This is a genomic window from Nonomuraea sp. NPDC004354 (genome assembly GCF_053602555.1).
Window position 1 is genome coordinate 238,595 of record NZ_JBSGDV010000010.1, and the last position, 16,371, is coordinate 254,965.

14 protein-coding genes are annotated in these 16,371 nt (G+C 73.1%); 12 read left to right on the forward strand and 2 right to left on the reverse strand.

Annotated elements, in window-relative coordinates; genetic code table 11:
* Positions 1–8: 8 nt before the first annotated feature.
* The 5 genes from ACWENQ_RS26815 (at position 9) to ACWENQ_RS26835 (ending at position 6,581) form a co-directional block, all read left to right on the forward strand.
* On the forward strand, positions 9–1,769 hold the full coding sequence (locus tag ACWENQ_RS26815; protein ID WP_449925938.1) for an HSP90 family protein: 1,761 nt from the start codon (positions 9–11) through the stop codon (positions 1,767–1,769).
* A 6-nt stretch (positions 1,770–1,775) separates the two neighbouring features.
* Positions 1,776–4,373 (forward strand): hypothetical protein, encoded by a 2,598-nt coding sequence (locus tag ACWENQ_RS26820; protein WP_452416731.1) that lies wholly within the window; start codon positions 1,776–1,778, stop codon positions 4,371–4,373.
* Between the two features lie 62 nt (positions 4,374–4,435).
* On the forward strand, positions 4,436–5,713 hold the full coding sequence (locus ACWENQ_RS26825) for an alkaline phosphatase D family protein (RefSeq protein WP_452416733.1): 1,278 nt from the start codon (positions 4,436–4,438) through the stop codon (positions 5,711–5,713).
* Complete coding sequence (locus ACWENQ_RS26830) at positions 5,692–5,949, forward strand: hypothetical protein (RefSeq protein ID WP_452416734.1); 258 nt, start codon at positions 5,692–5,694, stop codon at positions 5,947–5,949. Before ACWENQ_RS26825 ends, ACWENQ_RS26830 begins: the two co-directional genes overlap by 22 nt.
* A 56-nt stretch (positions 5,950–6,005) precedes the next feature.
* The gene (locus tag ACWENQ_RS26835) at positions 6,006–6,581 is read left to right on the forward strand and encodes an HAD family hydrolase (protein ID WP_449925932.1); all 576 of its coding nucleotides are present in this window, start codon (positions 6,006–6,008) and stop codon (positions 6,579–6,581) included.
* Positions 6,582–6,588: 7 nt separating this feature from the next.
* On the opposite strand, the gene ACWENQ_RS26840 is transcribed toward ACWENQ_RS26835, so the two are convergent.
* The gene (locus tag ACWENQ_RS26840; RefSeq protein WP_452416735.1) at positions 6,589–8,229 is read right to left on the reverse strand and encodes an FG-GAP and VCBS repeat-containing protein; all 1,641 of its coding nucleotides are present in this window, start codon (positions 8,227–8,229) and stop codon (positions 6,589–6,591) included.
* A gap of 66 nt (positions 8,230–8,295) precedes the next feature.
* Here ACWENQ_RS26840 and ACWENQ_RS26845 point away from each other — a divergent pair, with 66 nt between their 5' ends.
* The gene (locus tag ACWENQ_RS26845; RefSeq protein WP_449925926.1) at positions 8,296–9,525 is read left to right on the forward strand and encodes a cytochrome P450; all 1,230 of its coding nucleotides are present in this window, start codon (positions 8,296–8,298) and stop codon (positions 9,523–9,525) included.
* Here the strand turns inward: ACWENQ_RS26845 and ACWENQ_RS26850 are convergent.
* A complete protein-coding gene (locus ACWENQ_RS26850; RefSeq protein ID WP_452416736.1) occupies positions 9,507–10,913 on the reverse strand; it encodes an MFS transporter in 1,407 nt (468 codons plus the stop codon). The genes ACWENQ_RS26845 and ACWENQ_RS26850 overlap by 19 nt on opposite strands.
* A gap of 59 nt (positions 10,914–10,972) precedes the next feature.
* On the opposite strand from ACWENQ_RS26850, the gene ACWENQ_RS26855 reads away from it, so the two are divergent.
* From ACWENQ_RS26855 to ACWENQ_RS26880, 6 genes are read left to right on the forward strand one after another with little or no spacing between them, the layout of a single operon-like run.
* Positions 10,973–11,956: an STM4015 family protein gene (locus ACWENQ_RS26855; RefSeq protein ID WP_452416737.1), complete on the forward strand. Its 984-nt coding sequence runs from the start codon at positions 10,973–10,975 to the stop codon at positions 11,954–11,956.
* The gene (locus ACWENQ_RS26860; protein WP_354920854.1) at positions 11,953–12,078 is read left to right on the forward strand and encodes a hypothetical protein; all 126 of its coding nucleotides are present in this window, start codon (positions 11,953–11,955) and stop codon (positions 12,076–12,078) included. The genes ACWENQ_RS26855 and ACWENQ_RS26860 overlap by 4 nt, the downstream gene beginning before the upstream one ends.
* Positions 12,075–13,301, forward strand: coding sequence for an STM4014 family protein (locus ACWENQ_RS26865; protein ID WP_452416738.1), 1,227 nt, complete (start codon positions 12,075–12,077; stop codon positions 13,299–13,301). Before ACWENQ_RS26860 ends, ACWENQ_RS26865 begins: the two co-directional genes overlap by 4 nt.
* A 1-nt stretch (position 13,302) precedes the next feature.
* On the forward strand, positions 13,303–14,097 hold the full coding sequence (locus ACWENQ_RS26870; RefSeq protein ID WP_449926435.1) for an STM4013/SEN3800 family hydrolase: 795 nt from the start codon (positions 13,303–13,305) through the stop codon (positions 14,095–14,097).
* Positions 14,094–15,461, forward strand: a complete 1,368-nt coding sequence (locus ACWENQ_RS26875) for an STM4012 family radical SAM protein (protein ID WP_452416740.1) — start codon at positions 14,094–14,096, stop codon at positions 15,459–15,461. Before ACWENQ_RS26870 ends, ACWENQ_RS26875 begins: the two co-directional genes overlap by 4 nt.
* The gene (locus ACWENQ_RS26880) at positions 15,448–16,359 is read left to right on the forward strand and encodes an STM4011 family radical SAM protein (RefSeq protein ID WP_452416741.1); all 912 of its coding nucleotides are present in this window, start codon (positions 15,448–15,450) and stop codon (positions 16,357–16,359) included. The genes ACWENQ_RS26875 and ACWENQ_RS26880 overlap by 14 nt, the downstream gene beginning before the upstream one ends.
* The last annotated feature ends 12 nt before the right edge of the window (positions 16,360–16,371 follow it).

Sequence of the window (16,371 nt, forward strand, 5' to 3'; positions counted from 1 at the left end):
TGTCGGGCGTGGAAAATGCCTTTCAGGTGGATTTGCGGGGTGTCGTCGATCTACTGAGCCGTCACCTGTACTCCAGTCCGCGGGTCTACGTGCGCGAACTGCTGCAGAACGCGGCCGACGCCATCACCGCCCGCGGGGAAGGCGGGGGCCGGGTCGCGATCGAGGTCGCCGAGGGGCAGGTGCGCGTCCACGACGACGGCGTCGGCCTGACCGAGGACGAGGTGCACACCCTGCTGGCCACCATCGGCCGCTCGTCCAAGCGCGACGAGCTGGGGTTCGCCAGGCACGAGTTCCTCGGGCAGTTCGGCATCGGGCTGCTGTCGGGCTTCCTGGTGGCCGACGAGATCCACGTCGAGACCAGGTCGGTGACCGGCACACCCACCGTGAGCTGGACCGGCAGGTCCGACGGCACCTACCGGGTGGCGCCGGCGACCGCCGAGCGGGCCGCGCCCGGCACCACGGTCACCCTGCGGGCCCGCAGGGACGCCGCCGAATGGGTCGACGCCCGCACCGTCACCGAGCTGGCCGCCCTGTACGGCTCGCTGCTGCCGATCACCGTCACGGTCGACGGCGTCGTGACGACCACCGACCCGCCGTGGCTGGCCCGGTACGACAGCCCTGACGCGCGCCGGGCCGCGCTGCTGGAGTACGGCAGGCAGCTGTTCGGTTTCACCCCCTTCGACGTCGTCGACCTGGACGTCCCCGAGGCGGCGCTGACCGGTGTCGCGTTCGTGCTGCCCAGCCCCGCCAACCCGACCGCCCGCGCCGGCCACCGGGTCTACCTCAAGCGCATGCTGCTCACCGAGCGCGCCGAGGGTGTGCTGCCCGACTGGGCGTTCTTCGCCCGCTGCGTCGTGGACGCGGGAGAGCTACGCCCCACCGCCAGCCGCGAGGCCCTCTACGAGGACGACCTCCTGGAGCACACCCGCGAGCAGCTCGGCCGCCAGCTGCGCGAATGGCTCGTCCGGCTGGCCGAGACCGACCCGGCCCGGCTGCGCGCCTTCCTGCGCCTGCACCACCTGGGCGTCAAGGCCCTGGCCCTGCACGACGACGACATGCTGCGCCTGGTCGACAGGTGGCTGGAGTTCGAGACCAGCGACGGCCCGATGACGCTCGCCCAGTTCAGGACCCGCCATCCGCAGGGCCGTTTCACCGCGAGCGTCGACGAGTTCCGCCAGCTGTCGGCCGTGTCGGGCGCCCAGGGCGTCGGCCTGATCAACGGCGGTTACGTCTACGACAGCGACATCCTGCGGCGCCTGCCGAGGATCGACCCGGACGCCCGTCTCGACCGCCTCGACCCGGGCGAGCTGGCCACCCACCTCGGCCCCGTCGACCCCGGCGCGGACCTGGCCGCCAGGCCGTTCGTCGCCGCGGCCGCCCGGGTCCTCGACCCTCTCGGCTGCGAGCTGGTGCTGCGCGACTTCGACCCGGCCTCGCTGCCCGCCCTCTACCTGACCAGCCGCGCCGCCGAGCATCAGGCCGAGCTGCGCGAGGCACGGCAGGCCGCCGACGACCTGTGGGCCGACGTGCTCGGCGCCATGGAGCGGACCGTCGCCGCCGACCGCCCCCGCCTGGTGCTCAACCACCGCAACCCGCTCGTGCGCCGCGTGGTGCTGCTCAAGGACCTGTCGCTGGCCGCCACCGCGGTGGAGGCGCTGTACGGCATGGCGCTGCTGCACGGACACCACCCGCTGCGCGCGGCAGACACCGCCGCGCTGAACCGCTCGTTCCTCGGCCTGCTCGACTGGGCCGTGCTGGGCAAGGAGTGAGTACCGATGGCCGACGTTGAGGAGATGCTGGACCAGGCCAGGCAGATGCCGTACGGCGAGGCCAGGTCCGTGCTGCTCGAACAGGCGCTCAAGGCCTGCGCGCACGACCCGGAGCTGGCCTTCGAGGTGCGGCTGGAGCTGACCGAGGCCTACCAGTACGGCGCCGAGCCGGCCAAGTCGTTCGCCACCTTCTCCCGCTCCGTCGCCGAGTACGACGCCGATCCCGGGCGCTGGTCGGCCTGGCACACCTACAGCCTGCTGTGGCAGTACAAGTGGATCGTCAGCGACATGCGCCGTTTCCCTGAGATCCCGCTGCAGCGCGCCTACGACGCGCTGGCGGAGATGGAGCGGCGCTACGCCGCGGCGGGCTACGGCCCGCACGCCGTCCACACCCAGCGCACCTATGTCGCCGAGCACATCGGCGACAGGGCCGCGGCCGAGGAGTGGTTCCACCGGTGGCAGACCACGCCGCGCGACGACATGTCCGACTGCGAGGGCTGCGACCCCAGCGGCAAGGTGTGGTACCTGGCCTGGATGGGACGCGACGAGGAGGCCATCGAGCTGGCCGCGCCCGTCGTCGCGGGGCACCTGACCTGCCACGTCCAGCCGCAGGGCATTCTCGGCAACCTGCTGCTGCCGTACGTGCGGACCGGGCGGCTGGAGCAGGCCGCCGCCGCGCACCTGCGCGCCTACCGGATCGTCCAGGGCGACGCCAACTACGTCGACGACTTCGGCGACCACCTGGAGTTCTGCGCCCTCACCGGCAACGAGACCCGCGGCCTGGAGATCCTGCAGCGCGAGCTGCCGCTGCTGGACCGCTCCCCCACGCCGAGCGACCACATGTACTTCGCCGGGTGCGCCGCGTTGCTGCTGCGCCGCCTGGAAGAGCTGGGCCACGGCGGGCTGACCGTACGCAGGAGCGGCGCGGACGTGCCCGTCGGCCGCCTGCGTGAGGAGCTGGAGACGACCGCACGGGACCTGGCCGCCCGCTTCGACGCCCGCAACGGCACCGGCGAGCAGACCCGCAGGCTGGAGGCGAGGCTGGCGGCCGAGCCGCTGGTCGAGCACCTGCCGCTGACGCCGCACGCGCGCAGGGTCACGATCCCGTCCGCAGCGCCCGCCCGGCCGCCCGCCGGCGCGGGTCCCGACGAGCTGCTCGACCTGGCCGAGGACGCGTGGCGGCGCAGCGACCACGACGCGGCCCTGGCCGCGTGGGAGCGTTACGACGAGGTCGGCGGCCCGGCCGGCGGGCGGCGCACCGACGGGCTCGGCTTGGCCGCGCTCATGGCCGGCGACGTGGAGCGGGCGCGGGAGCTGTGGGTCCGCGCCGCCGAGCTCCACGCCCAGGCCGGCGACGAGGCGCGCAGGCAGGTCGCGCTCGGCAGGCTCGGGCTGCTCACGCAGGACGGGTTGCCGCTGGTGGAGGAGTCGTACCGGTGGCTGTCGGCCCACGGCGACGAGCGGCAGCGGGCGGGCGCGCGGTCACGGCTGGCCCAGGCGTACGCGGGCGCCGGCCGGGCCGGCGAGGCGATCACGCTGCTGGAAGGGGCGCGGGAGGGCGGGCTGCTGGCGCTGCTGGCCCACCTCCACGCCGACGACGGCGACCCCGGGCGTGCGGCCGAGGCGGCGCGTACGGCACGCCAGGCGCTGCGGGCCGAGGGCGACGTGCTCACCCTGGCCAGGACGGCGCTGTTCCACGGCCGGCTCATCCGGCGGCACGGCGGCAACCTGGAGGAGCTTCTCGGCGCCTTCGGCGAGGCGCTGGCCGTGGCGCCGCGCACGGAGGCGGGGCTGCGCGCGTTCGCGCACGCCTCCAGGGGCGAGGTGCTGGTCATGGTGGACCGCGCCGCGGAGGCGGTCGAGGACCTGATCGAGGCCGTGGCCCTGTTCACCGCGCTCGGCGACGCCCACGCCGCCGCCCTCGCCAGGGTCGACCTGGCCGCCGCCTACCTGGCGACCGACCGGCCCATGGAGGCGGCGATCGCGGCCGAGGAGGCCCTGGCCGTACTCGACGCCGGCGACCCGGCCCCCAACCGCACGGACGACGGCCGCACCGACGACGGCGGCACGGACGGCGGGGACGCCCACGATCTCGACAACATCACCGGCCTCAGGTGGACGCGGGCCAACGCCCTGCGCCTGATGGGCGAGCAGGAGGCGGCGCTGGCCGACTTCACCGCCCTCGTCGCGATGTACGCGCATCCGCTGCAGTCGGCCAGGGCGGCGGAGTCCGCGGCGGGCATCCTCGACGAGCTGGACCGCGACGAGGAGGCCGCCGAGAGCTTCGCCGTCGCGGCCGACCGCTACCGGGCCGCGGGCGAGACCGACGACCAGGCCAGGACGACCCGCCGCCACGCCATGTCGCTGCACTGGTCGGGCCGGAGCGCGGACGCCGCCGAGGCGCTGGCCGAGGCGCGGTCCCTGACCGGGGACCCGTTCCAGCTGGCCGCCCTCGCCTACGACGAGGCCCGCGTCCTGAACGCCCTCGGCAGGCGGGAGGAGGCGCTGCGGCGCTCCCGCGAGGCGGTCGGCCGCTTCACCGAGCTCGGCGACGAGCGCGCGACCGACATGGCGAACGAGCTGCTCACCTGGCTGGAGGAGTGATGTTCACCTCCGCTTGACTCGGCTGTCATGACCGGGTCAGCGGAGGAGGACATACCTGGGGCGTGGAACGCAGAACCTTCCTCGCCGCCACGGCCGCCTCCTTCCTCCTTCCGCCCTCGCAGCCTTTCCTGCCGCCCTCGCGGGCCCTCGCCGGTGACCCGTTCACGCTCGGCGTCGCCTCGGGAGACCCCACCACCGACGGTTTCGTGCTGTGGACCAGGCTCGCGCTCGACCCGCTGAGCGGAGACGGGCGCGGCGGCATGCCCTCGCGCTCCTTCGACGTCGACTGGCAGATCTCCGCCGACGAGCGCTTCTCCAGGATCGTCCGGTCCGGTACGGCGAGCGCCACGCCCGACACCGCGCACAGCGTCCACGTCGAGGCGCAGGGGCTGGAGCCGGGACGGGAGTACTTCTACCGGTTCAGGACCGAGGGCAGGCTGTCGCGGGCCGGCCGTACCAGGACGACGCCGCAGGGCGCCCAGCCGCTCAACTTCGTGGTGGCCGCCTGCGCCCACTACGAGCACGGCTACTACACCGCCTACCGCCGTCTGGCCGAGCAGGAGCCCGACCTGGTCGTGCACCTGGGCGACTACATGTACGAGTACGGCCCGAGCGGCTACACCGCGCTGGCCGGAAGGGTCCGCACCCACACCCCCGGCAAGTGCGAGACCCTGGCCGACTACCGGCTGCGCCACGCGCAGTACAAGAGCGACCGTGACCTGCAGAAGGCGCACGCCGTCGCGCCGTGGCTGGTGGCCTTCGACGACCACGAGGTGGAGAACAACTGGGCGGGGCCCGTCTCCAGCACCGGCGCCCCCGACTTCGCCCGGCGCAGGACGATGGCCTTCCGCGCCTACTACGAGAACATGCCGCTGCGCCGCGCCAGCGTCCAGGGCGCGGTCCTGCGGGTCAACCGGCGGGTCTCATGGGGCACGCTGGCCCGCTTCCATCTGCTCGACACCCGCCAGTTCAGGGACGACCAGGCCTGCCTCGACGGCGTGCGCGCCTCCTGCGACGAGCGCCTGTCGGCGGGCCGTACCCTCCTGGGCGATGCGCAGCGGCGCTGGCTGGCGGAGGGGCTGCGCACGTCGCCCACCCGGTGGAACCTGCTCGGCCAGCAGATCATCATGGCGCAGCGCGACTACAAGGTCGGGCCGGGCCGCGAGGTCAACCTGGATTCCTGGGACGGCTACGCGCCCGAGCGCGACCGCCTGCTCGGGTGGATGCGGGAGAGCGCCAACCCGGTGGTGCTGACCGGCGACGCCCACATGCACCACGCGGCGAGCTCAAGCTCGACTTCGACGACCCCTCCTCGCCCGTGGTCGCCCGCGAGCTGGTGACCTCCTCCGTCGCCAGCGACGGCGACGGCTACCGCGACAAGGCGTGGATCGCCGAGGCGCTGGCCGAGAACCCGCACATCTCCTACATCGACCAGCGGCGCGGCTACATCGCCGCCAGGCTCACCGCGTCGGAGCTGTCGGTCGACTTCAGGACCCTCGACTACATCTCCCGCAAGGGCGCCCCCGCCAGGACCGCCAGGTCGCTCACCATCCCCGCCGCCCCGCCCGGCCGCTGACCCGCCCCGGCGGCGCCCGCCCACGCGTGATCGATCGGTGGGTTAGCGTCTTCGTCATGACGTGGGTGCTCTTCGACTACGGAAACGTCCTGTCCCTCCCCCAGCCGCAGGCGGACGTCGCCGCCATGGCGAGCGCCGCGGGCGCCGACCTGGAGTCCTTCGAGCGTGGCTACTGGGCGCACCGCCTGGACTTCGACCGGGGCACGCTGACCCCGCGCGCCTTCTGGTCCCTCGCGCTCGGCCGCGACGTCGGCGACGAGGAGCTGGCCACCCTCGTCGGGCTGGACGTCGCCAGCTGGTCGTACCCCAACCCCGGCACCGTGGCCGTCATGGAACGGCTGCCGCGCGTCGCGCTGCTGTCCAACGCCCCCGAATGCGTCGCCGAGGGGATCGACGGCCTGCCCTGGCTGGCCGGCATCGGGCCGCGCTTCTACAGCGCCAGGATGGGCCTGGTCAAGCCCGACCCGGAGATCTATCTCGCCGTGCTCGACGGGCTGGGCGCCCGCCCGCACGAGGTGACGTTCGTCGACGACCGGCTGGAGAACGTCGAGGCCGCCGCGCGGCTCGGCATCACCGGCGTCCACTTCAGGGGGCCCGGCGACCTGGCGGCCCTGCCACGACAGGTGGGATGAGCCCCGGTCAGCCGAAGGCGTAGCCGAACAGGCCGTCGCCGCTGGCCAGCGTGCGCGCCCGGCTCGGCCGCAGCCCGTGGTAGTGCCCGGGACGGCGGGAGCCCGGCACGTAGGTCACCACGCCCGTGCCGGGCGCCGCCACCACCAGCCCGTCGACGCCGCCGCTCGTGACGCCGCGTCCCTTGACGCTGCGCCCCTTGATGCTGTGTCCCTTGACGCTGTGTCCCTTGACGCTGCGTCCCTTGACGGTGAGACCCCTGACGCCGCCGGTGGCCGCCGACAGCGTGCGGTAGCGCCCGCCGACGGCGAGCGTGGACAGGGAGGCGCCGAAGTCGCGGCCCCTGCCCTTGATCAGCACGTCGCCGTGCCTGGCCAGGCCGCCCTTCCTGGCGCCGACCAGGACCTGCACGGAGTTCTCCCCCGGTACGCCGACCGCCAGCTCGGCGTCGCCGTCGCCGTTGAAGTCGCCCGCCGCCAGTGCCGCGCCGAACCTGTCGTAGTACCGCGGCGTCCCCTTCAGCAGGCGCTGCGTCCAGGCCTCCCAGCGGCCGGTGCCGTAGCGGACGTGAACCATGCCGTCGCCGTAGTCCATGGCCCGCTGGTTGGCGCTCAGGCCCTCGCCCGGCACGCCGATCGCCAGGTCGTCGCGTCCGTCGGCGTCGAAGTCGGCGGCGGCCAGCGCGGCGCCGAAGGCGTCCCACTTCTCCGCGGCGCCCTTCACGCCGGGTGAGGACTGGGTGTACTGCACGGCACGGCGGTCGCGCGGGTCGACGACCGTCACCGAGCCCTGGCCGTCGAGGCGGACCGTGTCGGCGGGGGCGCCGATCGCGATCTCGTCCTTGCCGTCGCCGTCGAAGTCGCCGGTGGTCAGCGCGGCGCCGAACTGGTCGGTGACCAGGCCCGTCTGGCGCAGGCCGCGCTGCGTGATCCGGTACCGCGCGCGGCCTTTGAAGCCGTGGACGACGACCGTGCCGCCGGCGCCCATCGCGGGCGCGCCGATGACCAGCTCGTCGGCCCGGTCGCCGTCGAGGTCGCCGGCCGCCAGCGCCGCGCCGTACCGGTCGGAGCCGGGCCGCGAGGACGACAGCTGCCTGCCCGGGACCAGCCCGCGCGGCGAGCCGTGGAAGAGCTGGACGGCGCCGTGGCCGTCGGAGCCGGGGACCGGCGTGCCGAAGAACTCCTCCGACACGCCGACCGCGAGATCGGCGCAGCCGTCGCCGTCGAAGTCGCCGACGGCGAGCGCCGATCCGAAGGAGTCGCCGTTCTCCGGGTCGCCCGGCACGCCGGGGGTGGCCTGGGAGAGCCTGGCCTGCTGCCCGGAGCCGTACATGATCGTGACCGAGCCCGCGCGGGCGTGGCCCGCCACGCTCTCGTACGGCGCCGCGACGGCGAGGTCGGGCAGGCCGTCGCCGTCGAAGTCCGACGGGCGCCCGCCGCAGGAGCCCGCGGGGGCGGCGGCAGGCGCGGGGGCGGTCGCGGCGACAGCCGCGGGGATCACCGCAGGGGCGGTCGCGGTGGCGATCGTCGCCGGGGCGATCGTCGCGGTGGCGATCGTCGCGGTGGCGATCGTCGCGGTGGCGGTGCTCGCGGGAAGGAAGGGAGCGCTGAGGCAGGCGGCGGCGAGCAGGGCGGTGCGCGAGACGTTCATGCCCGGATGGTCCCCAGGCCCGCCGAACCCGGCCTTAACACCTCGGGAACGTGCCAGGATAGACGGGTGGACATCGACCTCGCGGACCTGGATTTCTGGCGCAAGCCACTCAAGGAACGGCAGGAGGCGTTCGCCAGGCTCCGGCAGCTGGAGCATCCGGTCTTCTTCCCGGAGAAGAAGGTCCCGCTGCTACGGTCGGGCACCGGGTTCTACGCCCTGGTCAGGCATGCCGACGTCGTCGAGGCCAGCCGTAACGCGAAGATCTTCTCCAGCGAGCCCGCGGTCACCAATCCCGAGCCGCCCGGCTGGGTCAAGCACGTGTTCGGCGAGTCGATGGTCAACATGGACGACCCCCGGCACGCCAGGCTCCGGCGCATCGTCTCGCGCGCCTTCAGTCCCAAGATGCTGCAGAACCTGCAGGCCGACATCGAGAAGGCGTGCCGGCGGATCGTCGACGACGTGATCGCCTCCGGGCCCCGCGACTTCGTCTCGCAGGTCGCCGCCCGCCTGCCCATCCACGTCATCTGCGACATGATGGGCATTCCCGAGGAGTACCGGGCGAAGGTCCACGAGCACGTCGACGCCTCGACCGCCTACAGCGGCGTGCGGCCGAGCGTGCTGCAGAGCGCCCGCCTGGCCGGCAAGAACGTGGTCGCGCTGCTGGCCCTGCAGCGCATGGTCATCCAGCTCGGCCACCAGCGCGTCGCCGACCCCGGCACCGACCTGGTCTCGGCCCTGGTCACGGCCAACCCCGACGGCGAGAAGCTCACCGACAAGGAGCTCGGCTCGTTCTTCGCGCTGCTGCTGGTGGCCGGCAACGAGACGGCGCGCAACACGATGGCCCACGGCATCAAGCTGCTGACCGACCACCCCGACCAGCGCGAGCTGCTGATGAGCGACTTCGACGGGCACATCAACGGGGCGATCGAGGAGATGGTCAGGCACGTCTCGCCGATCATCCAGTTCCGCAGGACCGTCACCGACGACTACTCCTTGCGCGGCCTGCGGCTCAGGAAGGGCGACCGGGTGGTCCTGTTCTACGGCTCGGCCAACCGCGACGAGGACGTCTTCCCCGACCCTGACGCCTTCGACATCACCCGCGACACCAAGCCGCACGTCGGTTTCGGCGGCCCGGGGCCGCACTTCTGCCTCGGGGCCAACCTGGCCAGGCAGGAGATGCGGACGATGTTCCGCGAGCTGCTGACCAGGTTGCCCGGCGTCAGGTCGGTGGGCGAGCCGGAGCTGCTGGTGTCCAACTTCGACAACAGCGTGCGCAGTCAGTCCTTCACGTTCTGAGAGCGCTGGCGGTTGTCCGGCGCCAGCACGTTCGTCCTGATAGTGACGAAGGTGATCAGCGCGGCGACGGCCATCATGCCGGCGCTGATCAGCATCGCCCTGGTGAATCCCGCGGCGTACATCCGGGGATCACTGACCGCGTCGCCCGTCAGGCCGACGAGCGGCGGGATCGCCGCCACCGCCAGCAGGCTGCCGGTCCTGGCGACGGCGTTGTTGATGCCGCTCGCCGTACCGGCGTAGCGGTCGTCGGCCGTGGCCAGCACGGTCGCGGTCAGCGGCGCCACCGCCGCCGACAGGCCGAGGCCGAAGACCGAGACGGCCGGCAGGACGTGCAGCCAGTAGCTGGAGCCCTTGTCGATCGTGCTCATCAGCAGGAACCCGGCACCCGCCACGAGGATGCCCACCGTCATCGGCAGCCGCGGGCCGTACCTCTTGGCCGTCTCGCCGGCACGCGCCGACAGCAGCAGCATGAGGATCGTCACCGGCAGCAGCGCCGAACCGGCGGCGACGGCGTCGAAGCCCGCGACCGTCATCAGCTGCAGGGTGAGCAGGAAGAAGACCACGCCCATCGCGGCGTACATGATCAGCGTGACCACGTTCACCGCGCTGAAGACGGCGTTCCTGAACAGGCCCACCGGCACCAGCGCGTCGGGCGAGCGGCGGATCTCCAGCACCACGAAGGCGATCCCGGCCACCAGGCCGCCGATCAGCGGCAGCACCTGGCCTTCCTCGGTCAGCCCGTAGGTGATGCCGGCCAGGGCCAGCGCGGCCAGGACCGAGCCGAGGACGTCGAACCTGCCGGCGGCCTGCTCGTCCTTCGTCTCCGGCACGTGCTTGATCGTCATGACGACCACCAGCACGGCGAACGGCAGGTTGACCAGGAACGCCCAGCGCCAGCCCGCGTGCTCCACCAGCCAGCCGCCCACCAGCGGGCCGATCGCGGCCGCCACGCCGGTCATGCCCGACCACGCGCCCACCGCCCGCGGCCGGTCGCCCGGGGCGAAGTTCGACTGGATGATGGCCAGCGAGCCCGGCGTGAGCAGCGCGCCGCCGATGCCTTGCAGGGCGCGGGCCAGGACCAGCAGTTCGATGTTGGGCGCGAGCCCGCACAACGCGGAGGCCAGCGCGAACCAGACGGTGCCGATGAGGAAGATCTTGCGGCGGCCGTAGCGGTCACCGAGCGAGCCGCCGAGCAGGATCAGGGCCGCCAGGGTGAGGGTGTAGGCGTTGACCGTCCACTGGAGGCCGGCCATGTCGGCGTTCAGCTCGGCGCGCAGCGCCGGTAGGGCGACGTTGACGATCGTGCTGTCGAGGAGGGCCAGGCCGGAACCGAGCACGGTCGCCGCCAGGATCCACCTCCCCCGTGCGGATTTGAGCTGGACGTCCATGACAGCAATCTTGTCGTAGGGCTCTGGTAGGACTGGACTCCCCCCTTCAAGGAGACCCGTTGAGCATCTATCAGCACCTGGAGTCCTTTTATGGGCTCGCCGTCCGCGAGCTGGGCGACGATCCTCGGGACGTCGCCGAGGACGCGCCCGGGGACGCGGCCTTGCGCGGCGCCGTGCCGTCCGGCGAGGACCCGGGGAACGTGGCCTGGCGGGTGGCCGCCGCGCCGTTCGACGAGGAGAAGCCCGCCTTCGCCGACAGCTTCGAGCGGCTGCTGGCGACCGTCGACCCGGGCTCGATCAGGGCGCTCGTCGTGGGCTGGTGGGGCGCGGGGTGGGAGGGGCAGCGCTCCGACATCCCCATCGCGGCAATCACCGCCGCCGCCGACCGCCTGACCGCGCTCGAGGCCGTCTTCGTCGGCGACATCGTGTCCGAGGAGTGCGAGATCTCCTGGATCGAGCACGGCGACGTCACCCCTCTGCTGACCGCCTTCCCCCGGCTGCGGCGGCTCGACGTGCGCGGCGGCACCGGGCTGAAGCTCGCCCCCGTGGTCCACGAGTCGCTGGAGACGCTCCGCTTCGAGTCGGGCGGGCTGCCCGCCGGTGTGGTGCGCGCGGTCGGCGACAGCTCGCTGCCCGCGCTGCGCCATCTGGAGCTGTGGCTGGGCGAGGAGAACTATTCCGGCGACTCGCGCCCCGCCGACTGGGCGCGGATCCTGCGCGGCGAGCGGCTGCCCGCGCTGTGCCACCTCGGGTTGCAGGACAGCGAGCTGCAGGACGAGGTCGCCGCCGCGGTGGCGGCGGCACCGATCGTGGCCAGGCTGGAGTCGCTCGACCTGTCGATGGGCACGCTGAGCGACACCGGCGCGGAGGCGCTGCTGTCCGGCCAGCCGCTGACCCACCTGCGCTCGCTCGACCTGAGCCACCACTATCTGAGCGACGCCATGCAGCAGCGGGTACGCGCCGCGCTGGCCGGGGTCGAGGTCGACCTGTCCGACCGGCAGGACGAGGACGACGAGTGGCGCTACGTGGCGGTGTCCGAATGACGGTCTTCGCGCACGTCGCGCGGCTGCGGGCCGCGCTGCCCGGCGTCGAGCCGGTGGCCGGCACCACCGGCCGCAGCTACGACTGGTCACCCGGCACCCGCCACGTCGCGGTGCCGGAATGACCTACGTCGTCGTCGGCACCCCCGGGGACCGGCGGGTGACGATGTTCGCCGCCGCCCTCACCCGGTACGGCCTGCGCCCGCCCCAGGTGGTCGCCTGGCCTGACGTGCTGGCGGGTCAGATCGCCATCCCGCCGGGTGCCCGGGTGCGGATCGACTCGCCGGGCGAGGACACCGCCGCCGACGCGCTGCTGCGCGGCCCCGGCGCGCCGACCCGGGTGGGCGGCGGCGCGCTGTGGCACTCCCGCCTCGTAGCCGGGCTCGCCAGGGTGGCGGACGCGGCGTCGGCCGCGGGGGCGCGGGTGCTGGGCGACGTGGGCGAGATCGCGGAGATGTTCGACAAACGGCGCACGCACGCGCGGCTCGCCGCCGCGGGGGTGCCGGTCCCGGCGGCGCTCGGCCCCGCGCCCGTCGGCGGCTACGCCGACCTGCGGCGGCTCATGGCCGACCGCGGGATGGCCAGGGTGTTCGTCAAACCCGCGCACGGCTCGTCGGCCTCGGGCGTCGTCGCCTTCCAGACGAACGGCTCGCTGGTGAAGGCGACGACGTCGGTCGAGCCGGCCGGGGGCGAGCTGCACAACTCGCTGCGGGTGCGCGACTACCACGACGAGACCACCGTCGCCGCGATCGTCGACGCGCTGGCGCCCGACGGGCTGCACGTCGAGGAGTGGTTCCCCAAGGCGGCCGTCGGCGGCCGGGTGTTCGACCTGCGGGTGGTCGTGGTGGCCGGACGGCCCACTCACGCGGTCGTCCGCACCAGCCGGGCGCCGATGACGAACCTGCACCTGGGCGGCGCGCGCGGCTCGCTGGAGACGGTCATGGCGGCGCTCGGCCCCGCAGGGTGGGCCAGGGCGCTGGAGATCTGCGCGCGGGCGGCGGCCTGCTTCCCGCGCAGCCCGGCGGTCGGCGTCGACCTGATGGTGGGCGCGAGCCTGCGGCGCTTCGCGGTGGCGGAGGTCAACGCGTTCGGCGACCTTCTGCCCGGCCTGACCGGGCTGCCGGGCAGCGGCGCCGAGGGGCTCGACACCTACGAGACGCAGGTGCGCGCCTACGAGGCGCGGACGCTCTCCGGCGAGACTCGGACGCTCCTCAACGAGACTCGGACGCTCGCCAACGAGACGCGGACCCTCCCCAACGAGACGCGGACGCTCCCCTACGAGACGCGGACGCTCCCCTACGTGGCCGCCGGGCGTGACGACGAGGTCGAGGCGGGCGCGCGTGCGTGACATGAACGCCGTCATCGGCAGCCACGACCTGCTGCTGGTGACGCTCGACACGCTGCGTTACGACGTGGCGGCCGACCTGCTGGCCGCGGGACGGCTGCCGACGCTCGCCGCCGTCCTGCCCGGCGGGGTGTGGGAGGAGCGCCACACGCCGGGCAGCTTCACCTACGCCGCGCACGCCGCGATCCTGGCCGGGTTCCTGCCGACCCCCGTCGCGCCGGGCCCGCACCCACGGCTGTTCGCCGCCGCCTTCCCCGGCAGCGAGACGACCGCGCCGGGCACGTGGCGGTTCGAGGCGGCCGACCTGCCGGCCGGGCTGGCCGCGGCCGGCTATCACACGGTGTGCGTCGGTGGCGTCGGGTTCTTCAACAAGCTCACGCCACTGGGTTCGGCGCTGCCGTCCCTGTTCGCCGAGTCGCACTGGGACCCGTCCTTCGGGGTGACGTCGCCCTCGTCCTTCGAGGCGCAGATCGCGTGCGCGGCGGCGGCGGTCGAGCGGGTGGAACGGCCCGTCTTCCTGTTCGTCAACGTGTCGGCGCTGCACCAGCCGAACTGGTTCTACTCCGGCGGGCCAGGCGACTCGATCGACAGCCACGCGGCGGCGCTGGAGTACGTCGACCGGCAGCTGGCCAGGCTGTTCGCGGTGATGACGGCGCGGCGGCCGTGCCTGGCGATCGTGTGCTCCGACCACGGCACCGCCTACGGCGAAGACGGACATGTGGGGCACCGCATCGGCCATCCGGTGGTGTGGACCGTCCCCTACGGGGAGTTCGTGCTGGAGAAAGGGGCGTGGGCGTGAGCGCGCCGCACCAGGGTTCGCCATACCAGGGATATGTTTACGCATACCCACACAAGACCGCCTACCGGCCGCTCGATCCGCGGCCGTCGCTGGCGTCGGTGTGGGAGCGGGAGCGCACCGACGCGCTCTTCCTCTACCTGCACATCCCGTTCTGCGAGATGCGCTGCGGCTTCTGCAACCTGTTCACCAGGACCGGCGCGCCCGAGGAGCTCGTCGCCGCCTACCTGTCCGCGCTCGAACGGCAGGCCCACGCCGTACGGCGGGCCGTACCGGACGCGCGTTTCGCGACCGCCGCCATCGGCGGCGGCACCCCCACCTACCTGTCGGCCGCCGAACTCACCAGGCTGTTCGACCTGGCGGCTCGGGCCATGGGGGCCGACTTCACCGCCATCCCGCTCGGTGTCGAAACGTCGCCCGCCACCGCCACCCCTGACCGGCTGGCCGTCCTCGCCGAACGCGGCACCACGCGGGTGTCGATCGGCGTGCAGAGCTTCATCGACGCCGAGGCGCGCGCGGCGGTCCGGCCGCAGCGCCGTACGGAGGTCGAGCGGGCGCTGGCGACCATCCGCGCGGCCGGGATCCCGACGCTGAACATCGACCTGATCTACGGCATCGACGGGCAGACCCCGCGGTCGTGGCTCTACTCGCTGAACGCCGCGCTCGACTGGAAACCGGAAGAGATCTACCTGTATCCGCTGTACGTCCGGCCGCTGACCGGCCTCGGGCTGCTCGGCAAGGAGTGGGACGACCAGCGGCTCACGCTGTACCGGATCGGACGCGACCACCTGCTGGCCAGCGGGTACGAACAGGTGTCGATGCGCATGTTCCGCCTGGCGAGGAGCGCGACGGCGGCGGCGGAGGCTCTCGGATCGGCCCTGGCGGGTCCTCCGGTGCCGGCCGCGCCGACCCCGGTGGAGGCCTCGACCGAGTACTGCTGCCAGACCGACGGGATGATCGGCCTCGGCTGCGGCGCGCGCTCCTACACCTCGCACCTGCACTACTCCTTCGAGTACGCCGTCGGCGTCCGACACGTCCGCGCGATCATCGACGAGTACGTCCGAGCCGGAAGCTTCGACCACGCCAACGTCGGCTTCCTCCTCGACGCCGCAGAGCGCCGCCGCCGCCACCTCATCCAGTCGCTGCTCCAGGTCCCCGGGCTATCCCTGGCCGGATACCGGCAGGAGTTCGGCACCGAGGCGCTCGACGACTTCGACCTCACGCCGTTCGTCACCCGCGGCTGGATCGAGACCGACACGGCACGCGCCTGGCTGACCGCCGACGGGCTGGCCCACTCCGACACCATCGGGCCGGCGCTGTTCTCCACCGAGGTCCAGGCGCTGATGGAGAGCTATGACCAGCGTTGAACACCTGACGATCCTCTACCGCGGGCCCCTGGCCAGCTGCGACTACGACTGCCCCTACTGCCCGTTCGCCAAGCGCCGCGACACGCCCGAGCAACTGCGTGCCGACCGGGCCGCCCTCGAACGTTTCACCGCATGGGTCGCCGAGCAGCCCTTCCAGGTGTCGGTGCTGTTTACGCCGTGGGGCGAGGGCGCCGTCCGATCCTGGTACCGGCGCGCGCTCATCGAGCTCAGCCATCTCCCGCACGTGCCACGCGTCGCCATCCAGACCAACCTCAGCTTCCGGACGTCCTGGCTGCCCACCGCCGACCTCACGACGCTCGCCCTCTGGACCACCTACCACCCGGGGCAGGTCACCAGGCAGCGGTTCCTGGCCAGATGCGCGGAACTGAGCGCACTCGGCGTGCGCTTCAGCGTCGGCGTCGTCGGCCTGCCCGAACACCTCGCCGAGGCGCGCGCCCTGCGGGAGGCACTGCCGCCCTCCGTCTACGTGTGGATCAACGCGGCCGAGGGACACACCTACACCGACGACGAGGCGGCCGCGTGGACCGGCGTCGACCCGCTGTTCCGCCACAGCAGGTTCCCGCACCGGAGCCTGGGGCTGGCCTGCCGTACCGGGGAGAGCGTGGTGTCGGTGGACGGGGAGGGCACCGTGCGCCGCTGCCACTTCGTACCGGCCGTGCTCGGCAACCTGTACGACGGGACCGCCCTGCGGGCGCTCGCTCCTCGCGGATGCCCGCTGGAGGTGTGCGACTGCCACATCGGCTACGTGCACCTGGAGCCGCTGGGGCTGTACGACACGTTCAGCGGCGGCATCCTGGAACGCATCCCGGCCATGTGGCCCCACACTGATCCGGTCACCACCGGACGCGCTTCGGTATCGACGGGTCCGCCCCGCTGAACCGGAAACCGC